This is a genomic window from Ascidiaceihabitans sp. (genome assembly GCF_039986515.1).
Lineage (GTDB): Bacteria > Pseudomonadota > Alphaproteobacteria > Rhodobacterales > Rhodobacteraceae > Ascidiaceihabitans.
In genome coordinates this window covers 105,549-123,174 of record NZ_JBDWQO010000018.1, presented here as the reverse complement: position 1 = coordinate 123,174, position 17,626 = coordinate 105,549, and the positions used below count along the sequence as shown (strand labels likewise).

At 55.3% G+C, this 17,626-nt stretch carries 17 protein-coding genes; 5 read left to right on the top strand and 12 right to left on the bottom strand.

What is annotated here, in order from left to right; genetic code table 11:
* Nucleotides 1-27 precede the first annotated feature (27 nt).
* Nucleotides 28-1,002 (bottom strand): methylmalonyl Co-A mutase-associated GTPase MeaB, encoded by a 975-nt coding sequence (gene meaB, locus ABJL60_RS18185; protein WP_348374228.1) that lies wholly within the window; start codon nucleotides 1,000-1,002, stop codon nucleotides 28-30.
* A gap of 84 nt (nucleotides 1,003-1,086) precedes the next feature.
* Between meaB and hrpB the strand changes: the two genes are divergently transcribed.
* A complete protein-coding gene (gene hrpB / locus ABJL60_RS18180) occupies nucleotides 1,087-3,513 on the top strand; it encodes an ATP-dependent helicase HrpB (RefSeq protein WP_348374227.1) in 2,427 nt (808 codons plus the stop codon).
* Between the two features lie 52 nt (nucleotides 3,514-3,565).
* Here hrpB and gndA read toward each other — a convergent pair whose 3' ends face one another.
* From gndA to ABJL60_RS18140, 8 genes are all read right to left on the bottom strand, one after another.
* Nucleotides 3,566-4,972 (bottom strand): NADP-dependent phosphogluconate dehydrogenase, encoded by a 1,407-nt coding sequence (gene gndA, locus ABJL60_RS18175; protein ID WP_348374226.1) that lies wholly within the window; start codon nucleotides 4,970-4,972, stop codon nucleotides 3,566-3,568.
* A gap of 48 nt (nucleotides 4,973-5,020) precedes the next feature.
* On the bottom strand, nucleotides 5,021-6,007 hold the full coding sequence (locus ABJL60_RS18170) for a 2-dehydropantoate 2-reductase (protein ID WP_348374225.1): 987 nt from the start codon (nucleotides 6,005-6,007) through the stop codon (nucleotides 5,021-5,023).
* Between the two features lie 111 nt (nucleotides 6,008-6,118).
* Nucleotides 6,119-7,123, bottom strand: coding sequence for a porin (locus ABJL60_RS18165; protein WP_348374224.1), 1,005 nt, complete (start codon nucleotides 7,121-7,123; stop codon nucleotides 6,119-6,121).
* Between the two features lie 142 nt (nucleotides 7,124-7,265).
* Nucleotides 7,266-7,775, bottom strand: coding sequence for a hypothetical protein (locus tag ABJL60_RS18160; RefSeq protein WP_348374223.1), 510 nt, complete (start codon nucleotides 7,773-7,775; stop codon nucleotides 7,266-7,268).
* On the bottom strand, nucleotides 7,772-7,939 hold the full coding sequence (locus ABJL60_RS18155) for a hemin uptake protein HemP (protein ID WP_108827535.1): 168 nt from the start codon (nucleotides 7,937-7,939) through the stop codon (nucleotides 7,772-7,774). The genes ABJL60_RS18160 and ABJL60_RS18155 overlap by 4 nt, the downstream gene beginning before the upstream one ends.
* The gene (locus ABJL60_RS18150) at nucleotides 7,936-8,151 is read right to left on the bottom strand and encodes a hypothetical protein (RefSeq protein ID WP_348374222.1); all 216 of its coding nucleotides are present in this window, start codon (nucleotides 8,149-8,151) and stop codon (nucleotides 7,936-7,938) included. The genes ABJL60_RS18155 and ABJL60_RS18150 overlap by 4 nt, the downstream gene beginning before the upstream one ends.
* A gap of 230 nt (nucleotides 8,152-8,381) precedes the next feature.
* Nucleotides 8,382-9,308: an ornithine carbamoyltransferase gene (gene argF / locus ABJL60_RS18145; protein WP_348374221.1), complete on the bottom strand. Its 927-nt coding sequence runs from the start codon at nucleotides 9,306-9,308 to the stop codon at nucleotides 8,382-8,384.
* Nucleotides 9,309-9,384: 76 nt separating this feature from the next.
* The gene (locus ABJL60_RS18140) at nucleotides 9,385-10,557 is read right to left on the bottom strand and encodes an aspartate aminotransferase family protein (protein ID WP_348374220.1); all 1,173 of its coding nucleotides are present in this window, start codon (nucleotides 10,555-10,557) and stop codon (nucleotides 9,385-9,387) included.
* Nucleotides 10,558-10,847: 290 nt separating this feature from the next.
* Here ABJL60_RS18140 and ABJL60_RS18135 point away from each other — a divergent pair, with 290 nt between their 5' ends.
* Together ABJL60_RS18135 and ABJL60_RS18130 are read left to right on the top strand one after the other, a co-directional pair.
* The gene (locus ABJL60_RS18135; RefSeq protein ID WP_348288485.1) at nucleotides 10,848-11,738 is read left to right on the top strand and encodes a DMT family transporter; all 891 of its coding nucleotides are present in this window, start codon (nucleotides 10,848-10,850) and stop codon (nucleotides 11,736-11,738) included.
* A 107-nt stretch (nucleotides 11,739-11,845) separates the two neighbouring features.
* Nucleotides 11,846-12,415: a GcrA family cell cycle regulator gene (locus ABJL60_RS18130; protein ID WP_348374219.1), complete on the top strand. Its 570-nt coding sequence runs from the start codon at nucleotides 11,846-11,848 to the stop codon at nucleotides 12,413-12,415.
* 179 nt (nucleotides 12,416-12,594) lie between these two features.
* Here the strand turns inward: ABJL60_RS18130 and ABJL60_RS18125 are convergent, their stop codons facing one another.
* The 3 genes from ABJL60_RS18125 to ABJL60_RS18115 all read right to left on the bottom strand — a co-directional run bounded on the left by ABJL60_RS18125 (nucleotide 12,595) and on the right by ABJL60_RS18115 (nucleotide 14,455).
* Nucleotides 12,595-13,503: a methyl-accepting chemotaxis protein gene (locus ABJL60_RS18125; RefSeq protein ID WP_348374218.1), complete on the bottom strand. Its 909-nt coding sequence runs from the start codon at nucleotides 13,501-13,503 to the stop codon at nucleotides 12,595-12,597.
* 147 nt (nucleotides 13,504-13,650) lie between these two features.
* Nucleotides 13,651-14,148 carry a hypothetical protein gene (locus tag ABJL60_RS18120; protein WP_348374217.1) on the bottom strand — a complete coding sequence of 166 codons (498 nt, stop codon included), beginning with the start codon at nucleotides 14,146-14,148 and terminating at the stop codon, nucleotides 13,651-13,653.
* Nucleotides 14,126-14,455: a hypothetical protein gene (locus tag ABJL60_RS18115; protein ID WP_348374216.1), complete on the bottom strand. Its 330-nt coding sequence runs from the start codon at nucleotides 14,453-14,455 to the stop codon at nucleotides 14,126-14,128. The genes ABJL60_RS18120 and ABJL60_RS18115 overlap by 23 nt, the downstream gene beginning before the upstream one ends.
* 190 nt (nucleotides 14,456-14,645) lie before the next feature.
* Here ABJL60_RS18115 and ABJL60_RS18110 point away from each other — a divergent pair, with 190 nt between their 5' ends.
* Together ABJL60_RS18110 and ABJL60_RS18105 are read left to right on the top strand one after the other, a co-directional pair.
* Nucleotides 14,646-16,262 carry a thiamine pyrophosphate-binding protein gene (locus ABJL60_RS18110; protein WP_348374215.1) on the top strand — a complete coding sequence of 539 codons (1,617 nt, stop codon included), beginning with the start codon at nucleotides 14,646-14,648 and terminating at the stop codon, nucleotides 16,260-16,262.
* Nucleotides 16,246-17,454, top strand: coding sequence for a CoA transferase (locus tag ABJL60_RS18105; RefSeq protein WP_348374214.1), 1,209 nt, complete (start codon nucleotides 16,246-16,248; stop codon nucleotides 17,452-17,454). Before ABJL60_RS18110 ends, ABJL60_RS18105 begins: the two co-directional genes overlap by 17 nt.
* Nucleotides 17,455-17,626: the final 172 nt, after the last annotated feature.

Genomic DNA, 17,626 nt, shown 5'->3' with positions numbered 1-17,626 from the left:
GCAGAGCCCCCTTATCCCTAAGCCTTCTTAACCACGACCCAACATGTGCAACATTTGCTGCGCAGCCACGGCCGGATCCATACGGCCCTGGGTCACAGCGCGGCCCAGATCTTTCATGGTAGCCTTGGCAACAGGCGCCTCCAGCTGAGCCAACAAAGCGGCACGGACATCCTGTTCGAACCAGTACTGGGCTTGAAGGGACCGGGCACGGTCGAAATGACCATGCTCTTTGCGCCAATCATGTAACTCTTGCATGGTGGTCCAAGCGTCTTGCAAGCCCGCTTCCTCCAGTGCTGAAACAGTCATAGCTTGCGGGAAGCCCTCGGGATCCTGAGGACGCTTGCGCAACAAACGCAAAGCGCCAGCGTAATCGGCACGGGTGCGCATGGCCGCGGGTTTCAAATCCCCATCAGCCTTGTTGACCAAAATCAGATCCGCCATCTCCATGATGCCGCGTTTGACGCCCTGCAATTCGTCACCACCCGCAGGGGCCAGTAGCAACAAGAACAAATCCGACATCTGCGCCACAACGGTTTCGGATTGCCCGACCCCAACCGTTTCGATCAAAACCACATCAAAACCCGCCCCCTCACACAAAGCTACAGCCTCACGGGTACGGCGGGCCACACCGCCCAAATGGGTCTGACTGGGAGAGGGGCGAATAAATGCAAGGGGATCGCGGCTTAACCGGTCCATGCGGGTCTTGTCACCAAGGATCGACCCACCGGAACGGGCGGAAGACGGATCAACGGCCAATACGGCGACACGCAAGCCTGCCGCCGTCAACATCATGCCAAAACTCTCGATGAAAGTGGATTTACCCACCCCCGGAGTGCCAGACAATCCGATACGCAACGCACGACGTTCTTGTGGCAACAGGCTCAATAATTCTGTGGCCATGATACGGTGATCGGCCCGCGCACTTTCGACCAGCGTGATACCACGCGCCAACCCGCGACGTTCACCCTTAGAAATCCGTTCCGCCAGATCTGCGATATCCATAGGCACCCCCTCAATTGCGACGGTTTTGGGCGAGGGCACGCAAAAAGTCTAGCCTCTGCGCCCCAATCGGCGATAAGCGAAGACATGGATCATACCTTACCCATTGATGCGGTGACGCCAGAGGTCATAGACGCCTTGCGCAGCCAAGGCCGGGTTGTGCTGCAGGCCCCGCCCGGGGCAGGCAAAACAACCCGCATTCCTTTGGCAATGCTCAAAGCGCAACTGACGCAGGGCAAAATCCTGATGCTTGAACCCCGACGCCTTGCCGCACGCGCAGCAGCCGAACGCATGGCACATACGCTTGGGGAAAAGCTGGGTGAAACCGTCGGATACCGCATACGCGGCGAAGCGAAAGTCGGCTCAGACACCCGCATCGAAGTTGTCACCGAAGGCATTCTGACACGCATGCTGCAAGACACTGCAGACCTTCCCGGCATTGGGGCCGTGATTTTCGATGAATTCCACGAACGATCTCTGAACGCCGATCTCGGATTGGCCTTGTGTCTTGAAGTCGCAGGTGCGTTGCGCGACGATCTTTTGCTGGTGGCAATGTCCGCGACCCTTGACGCAGACCCCATAGCGCAGGTGATGAACGCACCGATTGTCACCTCTGAAGGGCGATCATTTGACGTCACCCCCCACTGGATGGACCGGCCTGCCCCCGCACGCCAACGATTTGAAGACACGGTGGCGGGCCAAGTGCTTCAGGCTTTGTCCGAAACCCAAGGGTCCGTCCTTGTGTTCTTACCCGGTGAAGGTGAAATCCGACGTGTGAACGGCTTACTCGGTGATCAAGTGCCGTCAGACTGCACGATCGCACCATTGTTCGGCGCGATGGATTTTACCGCACAGCGCCGCGCCATTGCACCAGCCACAACGGGGCGTAAAATCGTCCTAGCCACGTCCATTGCGGAAACGTCACTCACCATCCCGGACATCACCGTTGTGGTCGACGGTGGGCGGTCACGTCGCGCCCGGTTCGATCCGCCAAGCGGCATGTCCAGACTGGTCACCGAACGCGTCACACGCGCCGAAGCCGCACAGCGCGCGGGCCGTGCAGGGCGTGTAAAACCTGGGGACTGCTACAAGGTTTGGACAAAGGGCGAAGACGGGGCTTTGGCCGCATACCCCCCCGCCGAAATTGAAGCAGGCGATTTAACGGCCTTTGCGCTGGAACTGGCCGTGTGGGGGGCGCAACCGCAAGATCTGGCCTTTGTAACACCCCCACACGAAGGGCGCTTTCAAGAGGCGCAGGCCGTTTTGAAAATGCTTCAGGCTTTGGATACCAAGGGGCGGATCACCGATCACGGCCGTGCATTGGCGCAGTTCCCATTGCACCCTCGCTTGGCCCATATGTTGGTCCGCGCAGGCGTCCAAGCCGCTGAACTTGCAGCTTTATTGTCAGAACGTGATATTTTGCGCGGCGTTTCTGTCGATTTGACGCACCGGATGCAGGCCCTGCGCGACCCGAACAGGTTTGGAAATGCTGTCAACCGCGGCGCCTTGGAACGGGTCAAACAAGAAGCAAAACGGCTTAAGAAAAATGCAAAAACCGCACCGGATATGTCCTTGGGAGAAATGGCAGCATTGGCCTATCCAGACCGCATCGGACTGCGCCGCAAAGGCGACGCGCCCCGTTTTGTCCTGTCGGGCGGCAAAGGTGCCATCTTTCCAGAGAGCGATGGTTTGGGCAATCACCGCTTGATTGTGGCCACCGATCTTGATGGCGACCCGCGTGAGGCAAAAATACGCCAGGCCGTTGCGCTGGCTGATCATGACCTTAGGCGTCTTTTCCACAAACAGATTGCTTGGGAAAACGCTTGCCTCTGGTCGCGCAGAGACGGCCGCGTTCTGACACGGCAACAAGAACGGTTTGGTGCTTTGGTGCTTGAAGATCGTGCATGGGGCGATGCGCCACCCGACGACATTGCGCGGGCCATGTTGGACGGTGTCAAACAGTTGGGATTGCGCCCGAACGCAAAAGCAAAACGGTTAATTGCACGCTGTTTATTGATGAAGCGTGTAGAGACCGATTTCCCCGATTTTTGCGAAAATCACCTGTTGGAAACCTTGGAGAACTGGCTGTTGCCCCATCTGAACGGGATTAAAACCACCGCAGACTGGAAAGTCTTCGACATCACCCCTGCCCTGAAAGCACGGCTGGACTGGGGGCAAACGCAAGCTTTGGACGCGGCAGTTCCCGGGCAATTCACCACACCACTGAATCGCAATATCCCAATTGACTATTCAGACGCCCAGCCAAAAATTTCGCTGCGGCTGCAAGAGGTCTTTGGCGTGACCCGCCATCCGGTTGTCGGCGGTCATCCGTTGCAAGTGACGCTTTTGTCCCCCGCCCAACGCCCAATTCAAGTGACAACCGATTTGCCGGGGTTCTGGGCAGGATCTTATAGCGATGTGCGCAAGGACATGCGTGCGCAGTACCCGAAACACCCGTGGCCTGAGGATCCGACGCAAGCGGACCCAACCTTGCGGGCCAATCGAAAAAAGTAGCCGGCGCAGTGCTGCTTTTCGTTCATTCTTTCGGCTGTTCGTTCATAGGACTTTAAGCTTCACCCCAGTCTCCGTGGTGCTTGCCCGTCGCGTCGACACGCGCAAATCCGTGATGACCAAAGAAGTCCCGTTGCGCCTGAATCATATTGGCCGTTCCGCGCCCCAAAGCCATCGTGTCATACCAGACAAGTGCCGCAGACAGGGCGGGCATGGGCTGCCCCGACAGCGCTGCAGCCGCCACGACACGGCGCAAAGCAGGGATGGTTTTGGCCAAAGTTTCGCGCATCGCTGGCGCCAAAATCAGATGCCCATGGGGCAAGCCGCTTTGAAAGGCATCCATAAGCTGGTCCAGCAAAGCCGACCGTATAATGCAACCGGCACGCCAGATTTCCGCGATCTTCGACATGTCCAACGCCCATTCAAATGCGTCGGATGCAGCTTGCAGAACTCTGAAGCCTTGCGCATGCCCCAAGATGCGACCTGCCTGCATCGCGTCATGCAAATCGGACAGGCTTGGTACAGATGCAGCTTGCGTCGTTTCAGCCAAAAGCGCCTCTGCCTCGGTGCGCATTTCCTTTTCAGAGGACCAGGATCGTGCGCCCATTGCAGCTTCGATTGTAGACGCCGATTGCCCAAGTTTCAGCGCCTCAATCAGCGTCCAGCGTCCGGTGCCTTTTGATCCGGCCTTGTCCAGAATGACATCCACGACCGGCTGCTTGGTCTTCTCATCTACGGCGCGCAACGCCGCTGATGAGGCCTCTATCAGATAGGACTGCAACGGGCCGGTGTTCCAATCCCCGAAGACAGCACCAATGGCCGCTGCATCTTGCCCCCCTTGATCGCGTAACATGCCGTAAATCTCTGCAATCATTTGCATATCTGCGTATTCGATGCCGTTGTGCACAGTTTTCACAAAATGCCCTGCACCGTCCGGACCCAAATGCGCAACACAGGGATTCCCTTCAAATTTAGCAGCAATCGCTTCAGCCATCGGCCGCAATTGCGCCCATGAATGGTCCGTCCCGCCGACCATCATTGAAGGTCCAAAACGCGCACCTTTTTCGCCCCCCGACACGCCCATCCCGACAAAATGCAATCCGGTTCCGGCAAAGTTCTTGGAGCGTCGTATGGTTTCATTGAAATCGGCATTTCCGCCATCAATGATCGTGTCACCTTCGCTTAACAGCGGCGAAATTGTTTCAATCATCGCATCCATAGGTGCGCCGGACGGGATCATAAACAAGATTGTGCGTGGGGTTTGAATGGCGTCTACAAAATCTCGTAAATCGTGTTTGGCGACAAGGTTGCCCTGCAAATCCTGCGCTTCTGCGACAAAGCTTTCGATCCAATCGGTTTCCCGGTTGGTCACTGCGACCTGGAACCCTTTGTCCGCTAGATTAAGCGCCAAAGCGCTGCCCATGGTGCCCAATCCGTAAACGCCGATGTCTGCTTTTGCCATGTTTTGCCCTTTGTCTTTGCCCCACGGTGACAGGACATGTCTAAAGGTTCAAGGGGACGCGATACGTGCGCGTATGCTTTGCGCCAAAAGACCGGGAGGGCCAGCACCTTCAGCTTCCGCGTCTTTGATCAGCACCTGCAAGGCTGCGTTGATCGGCGTCGCAATGCCCGCGCGTTGCCCCATCTCGACGATCAAACCTTGCAACGCATCAATTTCCGTTTTGCGTCGCTGTGTCAGATCATCCCACATAGATGACCGTGCTTTGGGGTCTATTGTTAACATTTGCGCCGCAATTTTCTTGAACAGCGGGCTGGGCAATCGCAAAATATGTGGCAGCAGTTTCACGGGGGCGGCAGTTGTCTTGGCCGGCGTGATCCCCTGCGCTTTCAGCACGCGCAAAGCCTCGGCCATCTGGTCTGCCATCAAGCGGCGCCACGCCCGCATGTGCAGCATGTCCAACAGGGGCAAATCAGACAAAGCGTTTATCGCATTGCCCAGATTGATCAACAACTTGCCCCATTGCACGGCCTCGATGTTATCGACGGATTGCCAAACCAAATGCGCCGAGGACAGCGCGTGATCCGACCCTGACTGCACCAGAATATCGCCCGAAGTCCCGCGGTGGAATGCAGCTTCACCTGCAGGAACGACATTGAATGGCACCATCGTCGCGAAAACCTTTTGCCTTGGCAGATGCTTTCGCAAAGCCGCGACATTTGTCACCCCGTTTTGCAAACTAAACACCGCAGCCTTTGGTGCGTGTTGCGCGATCAATTGCGCCATGCTTTCGGTTGCAGCAGACTTCACCGTAACCAAAACAACGTCTGCGTCTGCCAAAACACTTGGGTCAGTCTGAAAATCCAGATCGCGTAAAGTTGTGTTTAGCCCTGCAAAGTCCGTCAGCGTCAGACCGTTACTGGCCACGGCATCTGCGATGCGAGGGCGGGCAAGAAAGGCGACCTTATGACCGGCCTGCACCAAAGCACCGCCAACAAAACACCCGATACTTCCCGCACCTGCCACTACAATTTTCATATGGTGCATCCAACCCGATCCCGTTTTCTGAAACCAACGATGGAGGTTATCCTAGGCGTTCACAACCCCTTGGCCCGCACCCACGAAAAAGGCACAGGCCGATGGGGGTATTCAAAAAGACATGACTGCGGATAGCCCTACCGAGGTTGATTTTTCGCCCCCCACGTCAAAGCGCGCGACACCAAACCCGACTTCGATTGTCTCTGTCAGCGCACGGTCAACACCCAGTGTGATCAGGCTGTCATTGGATGCGTTGGAATGGTTCACAACTGTCGCTGCGGCGGAAAATGTCCAGTCTTCAAGACCGTAAGCCGCCCCCGCAGTTACATAGGTCGCACTGTCATCCGTGCCGTCGACCCCGTCAAAATAGGACACTTCGCCGATAACATCCCAGCCACTTGAAAAGCTGTGTGATGCACCAACCACGACCCCTGTTTCATCAGACACATCCCCCGTGCCCGCAGACAAATGACGCGCACCGACCCAGGCCGAAGTGTCACCAAATTCTTGTGAATATTGCACCGCGAAGTTGTTGAGCTTTCCCGTGTTTCCAACCCCGCCATTTACGGTGCTGTTGCGTCCGCGTTTGGTTCCGATGCTGTTCGACAGGCCCGTGTCGTCAGCGTAGAATACGGCCAAAGACAATGTTCCGCTTCCAAGCGCGGTATCAAGAGACACACCAATCATTTCGCTCAGTTCATAATCTTCAGCCAATGTCGTGCCATAAAAGCCGGGCGCCTCATCCCAGGCACGGGCGAAAACAGGCGCGATTTTACCAACAGAAATCTGAGTGTCATCAAATGTGTACCGCAATCCCAACGTGCTGAAATACAGCCCCAAATCATCAAATGTCCGGTCATCGGTTGCATCTAGAACGGATTCCAGCGTCAACCCGCCAAACACGCTGAACTGTGCAGTTATGGCCGCCTCGAATTCCAGTTCCGCAGATACATAGGTGTCGGTGATCTCCGCCGCGGGATCATCCGCACTGACGGTACTGTCCACGCCAATTTCAATCTCGCCCTCCCATTCAAACCCTGTGTCTTGTGCCAAAACCGAGGTCGCCAATGACAAGGTTGCGGCAGAGGCCGTCACGAAGATTAGTGTCGTTTTCATCGTATTTTCTTTGCAGGTTTAGAACATCGTCCTGACAGCCCATCAGGGCGATGTTAGGTGGGGTGAAGGAGGTTGAAAGACATCGGCAATGTCTGCGCACCTGAAGGGGCGCAACGCACGTTTCCGAAGTGGTCTTTTTATATCAGTGAAGCGTGACGGGGTGTTGCGCTTGCAGGCCCGAACCCGGTTGCCCTTTGGAAGCGGAGGTCATCGTTCGCGGCGCCTGAACATTCATACGCATCAAAGTCAGCCCGAAATCTCGTGCCAAGCCCGTAATCACTGGCGCAAAATCAGGGCGCACAAGCAATGTGGCTATCATCATGGCGTCTTCGCGCTGCCCGGTTGCAGCGGCTGCAATGAAATTGGCAAAGCACGCTTCGTCCGCACCAACGCATTTGCAATTTACAGCATGACGCATCAACGGACGGCGACCATGCAGCGCACATAACCCATATAAGTCCTCAAACGAAGTCAGCGCTTTGTGACCATGCATTTTGCCGAGGCTCGTTTCAAAGTCTTGCCGAACTGCATGCTTTCCCTTTGGGCCGTCAGACCAAAGGCGCAAATAGATGACTGAAGCGGCTTCGACCCCGTCCAGTTCCGTGATGAATCCGACAGGCGCTCCACCGCGCGGGGCATGCACATGTTTCATTTTGTCAAAATCAACTTACCGGCACGCGTGATGCGCAGGGTGTATGTCTGAGTTCCCAAAACAATATAGGCTTGGTCACTGCCTTTGGTCAGATCCTCAGCGGCGTAGGTGGGCCGCGTATCTGGCAAGGGGTTCATCATCTCTTTGGGGTGGTGAAAGCTCATGATGCTGCCCCCCGCATGTGTTCTGCGGTTAGATTTGTGCCCGGCACTCTATTGTGCACGCACATGTCAAGCATCACTTCAAGGCCAATGCCTGCGGTATCCCCCGACGAACATGTCAGCTCACCAAGCTCACATCTGCTCAAAGTTTGAAACCGGTCTGCCGTACGGTCACCCAAGTCAAAATCTATCAATTGATCTTTCAAATCTGGCATTTTGGAAGTCCTTGCATCATGAGATGTTCGGGCTTCCCCGCATCAAGTTGGGGGGTGGCTAGAACTTGAACCTATACTTGAGTGATTCAATCAGAAATGTCAATCCGACTTTTTTTATCAGGTAATATTTCGCCTAGTTTCGTTACTTCTCCTCTACAAAAGAAAAACACCCCGAAGCCTGAACTTCGAGGTGCCGTTATCGTGCTTTGAATGGGCTAACCCCAAACCAACTATCGCCCGAGGCAATGTCTCATGATGGCCTTTTGCGCATGCAAACGGTTTTCCGCCTCGTCAAAAATGACCGATTGCGGGCCGTCCATCACAGCAGACGTCACTTCTTCTTCGCGGTGCGCGGGCAAGCAATGCATGAACAAAGCGTCCGGCTTGGCCTGACTCATCAGCGTTTCATTCACCTGATATGTACGCAACATATTGTGGCGACGTTCTTTGGTGGATTGGCTATCATGCATCGACACCCAAGTGTCTGCGATCACAAGGTCAGCGCCTTCGACAGCTTTGTTCGGGTCGCGTTCAATATTGATCCGGCTGCCGGCCTTTCGCGCCAACCCCATGAATTCGTCTTCCGGGTCCAATTGCCGTGGCCCTGTAAATGTCAAATCAAACTGGAACTGCGCAGCTGCATGCAGAAACGATGCACATACGTTGTTGCCATCGCCACACCACACCACCTTCTTGCCCTTGATCGGCCCGCGATGTTCTTCAAACGTCATCACATCTGCCATGATCTGACACGGATGTGTCCGATCTGTCAGGCCGTTGATCACCGGAACATCCGCATATTCCGCCATTTCCAGCAGAACCGTTTCGTCAAATGTTCTGATCATAATCAAATCGACGTAACGCGACAAAACACGGGCTGTGTCCGCGATAGTCTCGCCGTGCCCCAGTTGCATGTCTGCCCCAGACAGCACCATCGTTTCGCCCCCCATCTGGCGCACGCCAACATCAAAGCTGACCCGTGTGCGTGTTGACGGCTTTTCGAAAATCAGCGCAACCATATGTCCCGCCAATGGCTGTTCTGCATCAAGCGTTGCTTTGGGCAGGCCAATTCGGGCGTTTTTCATCGCACCCGCTTGATCAATGATCCTGCGTAGATCAGCAGGTTCGGTTTTATGGATATCTAAAAAGTGGTTCATAGCTTGTCTCTATTGGCTAGGGATTACCCGGGGGCGCAGCCCCCGGACCCCCGGGATATTTTGGGCGAAAAGAAAATCAGGCCGACACTACCTTTGCGGCTGTATCAAGCCGGGCAATAGCATCCGCGATCTCGTCATCCGTGATCGTCAATGGCGGCAATAGTCGGATGACATTGTCAGCCGCGGGCACCGTGATCACCTGCGTGTCATACCCCGCATTCACAATGTCCAGATTTACCGCTTTGCACTTAATTCCGATCATAAGACCTGCGCCACGCACGCTTTCAAAGACATCAGGGTTATCGGCAACCAACCCTTCGAGCTTTTGGCGCAGCAATCCAGACTTACGGTTCACCTCGGCCAAGAACTCGGGTGTGTTCACTTCGTCAAGAACAGCGCACCCGACAGCGCACCCCAACGGGTTACCCCCATATGTGGACCCGTGTGTGCCGGCCGTCATGCCGGACGCCGCATATTCCGTCGCCAGCACAGCCCCCAATGGAAACCCACCCCCGATCCCTTTTGCAACCATCATAATATCGGGTTCGATCCCCGCCCATTCATGTGCAAACAGTTTGCCGGTCCGCCCGACACCGCACTGCACCTCATCCAAGATCAGCAGGATTCCATGTTCATCACACAGATCACGCAGCCCTTTAAGGCACTGATCCGGCACAGGCCGAATGCCGCCTTCACCTTGCACGGGTTCAATCATGATCGCCGCCGTTGTGTCGGTAATTGCCGCGCTCAGCGCATCATGGTCGCCGAATGCCAGATGCGTGAACCCCGGCAAAAGCGGACCAAATCCTTTGGTCATCTTTTCAGACCCCGCAGCGGCAATGCCTGCAGACGAGCGCCCATGAAAAGATCCGTCAAATGTAATGATATCGACCTTTTGCGGCGCATTTTTTTCGTACCAGAACTTCCGTGCCATCTTGACGGCCAGCTCACACGCTTCGGTCCCTGAGTTGGTAAAAAATACTGTGTCCGCGAAAGTACTATCGACAAGCTTATCGGCAAGCTGCTGTTGCTGGGGAATGTGGTACAAATTCGACGTGTGCCACAAAGCGCCGGCCTGATCTGTCAAAGCCGCAACCAGTTTCGGATGCGCATGCCCCAGTGCGTTCACCGCAATTCCTGCGCCAAGATCCAGAAAACGTCGCCCATCCGCTTCGATTAGCCAAGTGCCTTCACCTTTGACAAAGGTCAAAGGAGCGCGGGAATAAGTGGGCAAAACGGAAGCGATCATGGGATCATCCTTTGGATAGACGGCATTGGCATGAGTTGCATGTGTGCAGCAGCGCCAACGCAGGGTCAATAATTTAGAAGTGAAGGGATGCGCACAAACGGCGCGATGTCAGAATAGAAAAAGGCTTACGCGAACGTACGACGTCGTCGGAGTGTTATGGCGCGTAAATTTGACATGCGATCTGCTTAACCGAACTGAATTGATGTGACCAGTCCCTTTCCGCTCCCTTTCCAAAGGATAGCGAAATTATTGCGCTTGCCCTGACAAAGGCGCAAGCGCATAGCAGCGCTATGTTTGAACCACGCACACAAAATCCAGCGCTTGCCGCCGCCTTGATCGTTGTTGCCACTGCATTCATCGCAGCGACGACGTTGATGGCCAAGGCTTTGGGGTCCGATGCATTTGGCCCTGCGATGAACCCGTTGCAGATCAGCCACGGCCGTTATGTGTTTGCGTTTGTCGTGATATCCATGGCCGTTGGGGTCTTTCGCCCCCAGTTCACGCCTGTGCGCTGGCGCATGCATGCCACGCGCACTTTGATGGGATGGGCCGGTGTCAGTTTGATGTTCGCTTCTGTGGCTTTCATCCCGCTGGCGGACGCAACGGCTATCTCCTTTTTGAACCCTGTTTTCGGCATGGTTCTGGCCATTCCATTGCTCAAGGAATCTGTGGGCCCGATCAGGTGGAGTGCCGCAGCCATTGCGCTGGTCGGGGCGATGATCTTGCTGCGCCCCACCCCCGACAGCTTTCAACCTGCAGCCTTGTTGGCATTGGGGGCCGCTTTGGCGTTGGGCTTTGAACTTATTATTATCAAACGCTTGGCAGGACGCGAAGCACCGTTGCAGATCTTATGGATCAACAATCTTTTGGGCGTGGGAATTTCCACGGTCGCCGTTCTTTTCGTCTGGCAAGCGCCGACACTCACACAGTGGGCGATCCTGGCTGGGATCGGTGTCTTCATGGCCGTTGCCCAAGCGTGTTTTGTGAATGCCATGGCACGCGCAGATGCCAGCTTTGTTGCGCCATTCAGCTACGGTACGCTGATTTTCGCAGCAGTGTATGACGGGCTGTTCTACAACGTCATTCCAGATGCTATTACTGTGCTGGGAGCGTCCATTATCGTGGCTGGCGCGGTGCTTTTGGCTTTCCGCGAAGCACAGTTACAAAAGCGCAAAGCGTAAGCTTGTGCAGACCTGCTTGTAACCGCGCTCAGAACCATTAGAATAGAGCGCTGAATGATATCACAAAGCGGTCCATGGAAGGGCCGCTTTTTACCTAGGGATGCCGCATGTCTTGGACTGACGACCGCGTTGAATTGCTGAAAAAGATGTGGGGCGAGGGCCAATCGGCCAGCCAGATCGCAAAAGAACTTGGCGGGGTCACCCGCAATGCTGTCATCGGCAAGGTGCACCGTTTGGGTCTGTCCAATCGCGCAGGCAGTGCTGGCGCGGCCAAAGCCGAAACCAAACCAAAGCCCGCACCGAAAGCAAAGCCTGATCCAAAACCGCAATTGAAAACCGAACCTGCGATCAAGCCTGCACCGGTTGATGCTTCACCGAAGCCGAATTTGCCGGCACGAAAGCAAATCATTCCAGCAGGGCAACCATTGCCTCCGCAGCCGTCAGCAAACGAGATTAGCCCTGAAGCGTTGGCCAAAGTGAACGCTGTTGAGAAAAAGGCTAAAAAACTGACATTGATGGAACTGACGGAACGGACATGTAAATGGCCTGTCGGCGATCCAGCAACCGAGGATTTTTGGTTTTGCGGACTGCCTGTGCAACAAGGTAAGCCCTACTGCGAAGCCCATGTTGGTGTCGCGTTCCAGCCCATGAGCGCACGACGCGACCGTCGCCGCTAAACATTCCAACGTACTGCGTTCATACCGGTTTACACGGCGCAGTACGTTTTCCATTCAAGTAGTGGAAAACTCCTAGGCATCTATGATGCTTTTTTGTGCGCGACCAACTTTTCTTTTTTATGGCCTGAGCCGGAAATTTCAAATTTGGAGGTCAGATCGACCAGCGCCTGTGCTTCGATTTACAAAGCCTGGGTAGAGCTTGTCGTGTCCTCAAAAATACTCAGGTTTTTTTGTGTCATGTCGTTCAGAGTGGCAAATGATCCACTGATCTTGCGTACCCCTTGATCTTGTTCCTGAGTACTTTCTGTGATCGCGCCCATATGCGTTGTGATACTTTCAATGGCTTGTACCACGTCGTTTAGGGATTGAACCGTATCGGTCATGCGACTTGCGCCTTCTGACACGTGTTTGTTTGATCGCTCAATGAGATCACGATTATCACTGGCGCTGGTGGACGAACGTTGCGCAAGAGCGCGCACTTCTGATGCGACAACTGCGAACCCACGCTCAGCCTCACCAGCGCGCGCAGCTTCGACACCTGCGTTCAGTGCCAACAGATTTGTTTGAAAGGCGATTTCATCAATCACAGAAACAATACGCGCCATTTCACGGGAACTCTGTTCGATCTCTTGCATCGATGCACTGGCAAGTGCAGTTACCTGTTCACTTTTACCTGCATTTTCCCGTGCAACGGTCGCATCTATATTGGCGCCCGATACGATGTCGGTCAGCCGCTCAATGGTCGAGGCCAACGAAAGCGCAGAAACTTTTGAATCCGACAAAATATCGACCTGGGCACTGCCACTTTCAGAGAGAACGACTGCGGCTTGACCTAAGTCCTCTGACTGAGCCTCGAACTGATCCGCCCGCACTACAATTTTTGCCAGCGCCAGATCGATTCCTTCCATCGCATCATTAAACGCGTGACGCAAATCTTCGTAGTCTTTTGCCAAAGGCCGCGTAATTCGTTTCGTCAGATCGCCTGCCTGTAGCGCTTGCAACGCATCGCGTAAAACATCGACAACTTCGCGCTGACTCTGGGCCGCCTGTTCAAGGGCTAGATGCCGTTTGGCTTCATCGTCGCGCATTTGGGCCTCGGCTGCCTGCTTGGCGCCCTCGGCGCGCTGTGAAGCTTCCCACGCGTCTTGCGCGGCTTTCCCGTCTGCTTCACTTCGTGCAACGGCAGCCTCTGCTTTGCGTTGGGCAAGCAGGGCTTTGTCACGCGAAATGGTCGCTTAAGTCATCGCAGTTTTTAAGGCGCCAGGCGCATTTACTTGTGCATCCAACAATGTTTGCCGGGCCTTAATCGCAACTATCAAGCCCATAGCTTCGAAAATCACAACGACAGTTGCGAAAATTGCAGGCACGCTGCCAAGGCCACCTGTCGCCGCAAGCAACGCAAAAAACAACATATGTGTGTCCACCTGCCATGCGTGCCCTGCAAAAGCAGTGGTAAACGCAACAGCCTGCCCAACCAGCCACATTGCAGCCAATGAGGCCCGTACATCTTTTCCTTCAAGGCTCCACAATCCAAGTGTCGAAAGGACCGCAAACGCCAAACCAATTCCACCACTTGGCGCAACGGGCGCACCCAACATCTTCGCAGTGACGACCACAATCAGAAGAAAAACCCAAGTCAGCGCCAGAACGATCTGTTCTGCACCGCTGCCTATTGCGAACCCCGCATGGCGTTCGCCGGCTGTGTACGAATTAAATATTACGCCCCTCTTCAACTTGACCAAATCCGCATAGAGCAGCCAAGGTTTGTGCTGGCACCAGCCAATATCCCGCATCCATCGCCTGTTGGACGGCCCCGTCATCGCCCGTCACAAGCATACCAAATCGCGCAACCGATGGGCCAACGGGATAGACGCCCATCATCTGCAATGGTTGCCTTGTGGCTTCCGGATTTTGCGACAAAAGCAAATAGACGCCCAAGCTGTCGTGCTGCCCCTGCCTTGCCGCTACAGCCAGAGGTCCAGCTAAAATAGCAACCAGCATTGGACCACACAGAAACAAGAACACGCGACATTTTTTCATCAGTGTTGCCTAAAGCGCAAATTCTTGTAACTCCCTTAACTTCCAACGGAATCCGCACTCAAACATCAAAGAATTCTACCCAACTTCGCGAAACGCTTAAGCAGGTTGAAACATTCCTGCACACAAGTGTCACTTGCCGACGCACCAGTTCTTGTGCGACCTGTGCCACAGCCAAATCGGAGTTTTTCGCATGTCCCAGACCATCCGTGCCGCAGATGCCCTTGCCCTTCGCCTTTACGCTGCGGGGTGTCGCATCGCTTTTGGTATGCCAGGCGGTGAAGTCTTAACCCTTGTGGACGCTTTGGAAGCCGCAGGAATACGGTTTGTGCTGGCAAAGCACGAAAACGCCGCGGCCTTCATGGCCGAGGGTGTCTACCATCGCACAGGCGCCCCCGGCATCTTGGTCGCCACCGTGGGTCCAGGCGTCTTGAATGGTGTCAACGCGATCGCCAACGCCCATCAAGACCGCGTCCCAATGATTGTTCTGGCCGGCTGCGTCGATGCCGACGACGCACAAAGCTATACACATCAAGTCCTTGACCAAACGGCCGTTTTCGCCCCGATTACAAAGGCAACTTTCACCCTGAATACAGGTGCCGCGCACATCATTGCAGACAAGGCAGTCGCCATCGCAACCGAAGGCCGCCCCGGTCCGGTTCACATTGACGTGCCGATTTCTGTGGCTGTGGCCCAGGTTCCGTCTGTGCCGCCTGCCCCACGCGCTGAGGCGGCTTTGGTGGTGCCTTCCACTGATGTTCTGGCGCAAACCGCGGACTGGCTGTCCGACGCCAAACGCCCCATTCTGATTGCGGGCGTGGATGCCATGAACGAAGGGGCCGCGCCCCAGATCACTGCAATGGCAGAGGCATTTCAGATCCCTGTCATCACAACCTACAAGGCCAAAGGGCTGTTGCCCGAAGACCACCCATTGGCTTTGGGCGGCGCGGGCCTGTCGCCGTTGGCCGACACACATTTGCTGCCATTGATCAAAAGCGCTGATCTGGTGATTTGCGCAGGCTATGATCCGATTGAAATGCGCCCCGGCTGGCAAAACATCTGGGACCCAAGACAAACACGCGTCGTAGATATTACAGCCGAACCGAACCACCATTACATGCACCAATCCACCGTGAATATCATCGGGTCTACCCCCGCCACACTGGATGCGCTGCACAAGGCCGCGACACCAAACAGCACCTGGGCGGGCGGCGAAGTGACACGCACCAAAGCCGCATTGAACAAAGCCTTTCCAACCGATGACACATGGGGACCGGCCGCGGTGATTGACGTGTGCCGCAAGGTGTTGCCACGCAACACTTTGGCCACTGTCGACAGCGGTGCGCACAGGATTTTGCTTAGTCAGATGTGGCAATGCTATGAGCCGCGTGGCCTGACGCAATCGACAGCTTTATGCACAATGGGGTGCGCGGTGCCTTTGGCTATGGGCGCAAAGTTCGCAGCCCCGGAACGCCCCGTGGTCAGTTTTTCAGGGGACGCCGGTTTTTTGATGGTCACGGGGGAATTGAGCACGGCGAAAGAGCTGGGATTGTCTACGATATTTGTCGTCTTTGTGGATGCCTCCTTATCGCTGATAGAGTTGAAGCAGCGCCAAAGGCAGCTGCAGAACAAAGGCGTCGATTTCGCCCATCATGACTACGCGGCGATGGGACGGGCATTCGGCGGGCAAGGCCACACGGTCCATTCGCGCGAGGCGTTGCAAACTGCATTGGAGCAGGCGCAGACCGCCGATACGTTCACTGTGATTGCTGCGGTGATTGAAAAAGGGGCTTATGATGGTCGCATCTGAGACGCCCACGGCCCTTGGTGATCTGTTTGTTCTGGATTTAAGCCGTATTCTGGCAGGCCCCACCGCAACCCAGCTTCTGGGGGATTTCGGGGCCACCGTGATCAAAGTTGAAAATCCCAAGACAGGGGGCGACGACACACGCGGCTGGGGGCCGAACTACGTTAAGGACACAAATGGCAAAGCCACTGATCTTTCTGCGTATTTCATGTGTGCCAACCGCAACAAGCAATCCATCGCGGTCGACATCTCTACCCCGGAAGGGCAAGAGACAGTGCGCCAATTGGCTGCGCGTGCCGATGTGGTTATCGAAAATTACAAACCTGACGGGTTGGTCAAATACGGGTTGGATCATGCCACGTTGCGGGCCAAACATCCGGGCTTGGTATATTGTTCGATCTCCGGTTTTGGACAATTTGGGCCCAACCGTGACCAACCCGGTTATGACCTTATGGCGCAAGGCTATGGTGGGATCATGTCCTTGACGGGGGATCCGCAAGGTGCGCCGACAAAGGTCGGCGTGGGCATCGCGGACGTGATGTGCGGCATGTATGCCACAATCGGTATTCTGGCGGCCTTGCGCCACCGCGATGCAACGGGTGAAGGCCAGCACATCGACCTCAGCCTTGTCGATGCGCAAATGTCGTGGTTGATTAACGAAGGCATGAATTTCCTGACCTCCGGTGAAAACCCAGAGCGGCGCGGCAATGCCCATCCCAACATCGTGCCATATGATGCCTTCGCTGGATCCGACGGCCATGTGCTGGTGGCGGTGGGCAACGATGCACAATTTAAGCGGTTTTGCGATATCATCGGACGACCTGATCTGGGAACAGACACCCGCTTTGCAACAAACACTTTGCGGATCGAACACCGTGATGCATTGATCCCGGAAATACGCGCCACTCTTGAAGAGTTCACCACCCAGGAAATTCTGGAAAAACTGCAATCTGTCAAAGTTCCCGTTGGCCCTATCAACACAGTCAGCGAAGCACTGCTGTCGGATCAGGCGCAGGCGCGCGGCACCGTTATTTCGGTCCCTGCAAAAGACTTTGCGGACGGTAAGCTACAGTTGCTGGCGAATCCCTTGAAGCTAAGCCGCACACCTGTGCAATATCGGCGTCCTCCACCCCGCTTTGGGCAAGACACCGACGCGGTTCTTGAAACACTCAAGCACCCCAAACCGCCGAAATAGCGGGATTTTTCCCCGTAACTTGGGCGGTATTGTGCCTGTTTTTTTGCGAATGCTGACATGTTACTCACGAAAGCAGCATCGCGCTTCACGTGTGCGTGTACATCCCCCCCGAAGCGTGATCTGAGCCCTCAAGTCCGCTAGACCTATGTGCAACACGATACCCAAGAAAGGT

Bases quoted from the DNA above. Each gene is read 5' to 3' on its own strand.
- meaB (WP_348374228.1), bottom strand. From the start codon at position 1,002: ATGGATATCGCAGATCTGGCGGAACGGATTTCTAAGGGTGAACGTCGC.
- hrpB (WP_348374227.1), top strand. From the start codon at position 1,087: ATGGATCATACCTTACCCATTGATGCGGTGACGCCAGAGGTCATAGAC.
- gndA (WP_348374226.1), bottom strand. From the start codon at position 4,972: ATGGCAAAAGCAGACATCGGCGTTTACGGATTGGGCACCATGGGCAGC.
- ABJL60_RS18170 (WP_348374225.1), bottom strand. From the start codon at position 6,007: ATGAAAATTGTAGTGGCAGGTGCGGGAAGTATCGGGTGTTTTGTTGGC.
- ABJL60_RS18165 (WP_348374224.1), bottom strand. From the start codon at position 7,123: ATGAAAACGACACTAATCTTCGTGACGGCCTCTGCCGCAACCTTGTCA.
- ABJL60_RS18160 (WP_348374223.1), bottom strand. From the start codon at position 7,775: ATGAAACATGTGCATGCCCCGCGCGGTGGAGCGCCTGTCGGATTCATC.
- ABJL60_RS18155 (WP_108827535.1), bottom strand. From the start codon at position 7,939: ATGAGCTTTCACCACCCCAAAGAGATGATGAACCCCTTGCCAGATACG.
- ABJL60_RS18150 (WP_348374222.1), bottom strand. From the start codon at position 8,151: ATGCCAGATTTGAAAGATCAATTGATAGATTTTGACTTGGGTGACCGT.
- argF (WP_348374221.1), bottom strand. From the start codon at position 9,308: ATGAACCACTTTTTAGATATCCATAAAACCGAACCTGCTGATCTACGC.
- ABJL60_RS18140 (WP_348374220.1), bottom strand. From the start codon at position 10,557: ATGATCGCTTCCGTTTTGCCCACTTATTCCCGCGCTCCTTTGACCTTT.
- ABJL60_RS18135 (WP_348288485.1), top strand. From the start codon at position 10,848: ATGTTTGAACCACGCACACAAAATCCAGCGCTTGCCGCCGCCTTGATC.
- ABJL60_RS18130 (WP_348374219.1), top strand. From the start codon at position 11,846: ATGTCTTGGACTGACGACCGCGTTGAATTGCTGAAAAAGATGTGGGGC.
- ABJL60_RS18125 (WP_348374218.1), bottom strand. From the start codon at position 13,503: ATGCGCGACGATGAAGCCAAACGGCATCTAGCCCTTGAACAGGCGGCC.
- ABJL60_RS18115 (WP_348374216.1), bottom strand. From the start codon at position 14,455: ATGAAAAAATGTCGCGTGTTCTTGTTTCTGTGTGGTCCAATGCTGGTT.
- ABJL60_RS18110 (WP_348374215.1), top strand. From the start codon at position 14,646: ATGTCCCAGACCATCCGTGCCGCAGATGCCCTTGCCCTTCGCCTTTAC.
- ABJL60_RS18105 (WP_348374214.1), top strand. From the start codon at position 16,246: ATGATGGTCGCATCTGAGACGCCCACGGCCCTTGGTGATCTGTTTGTT.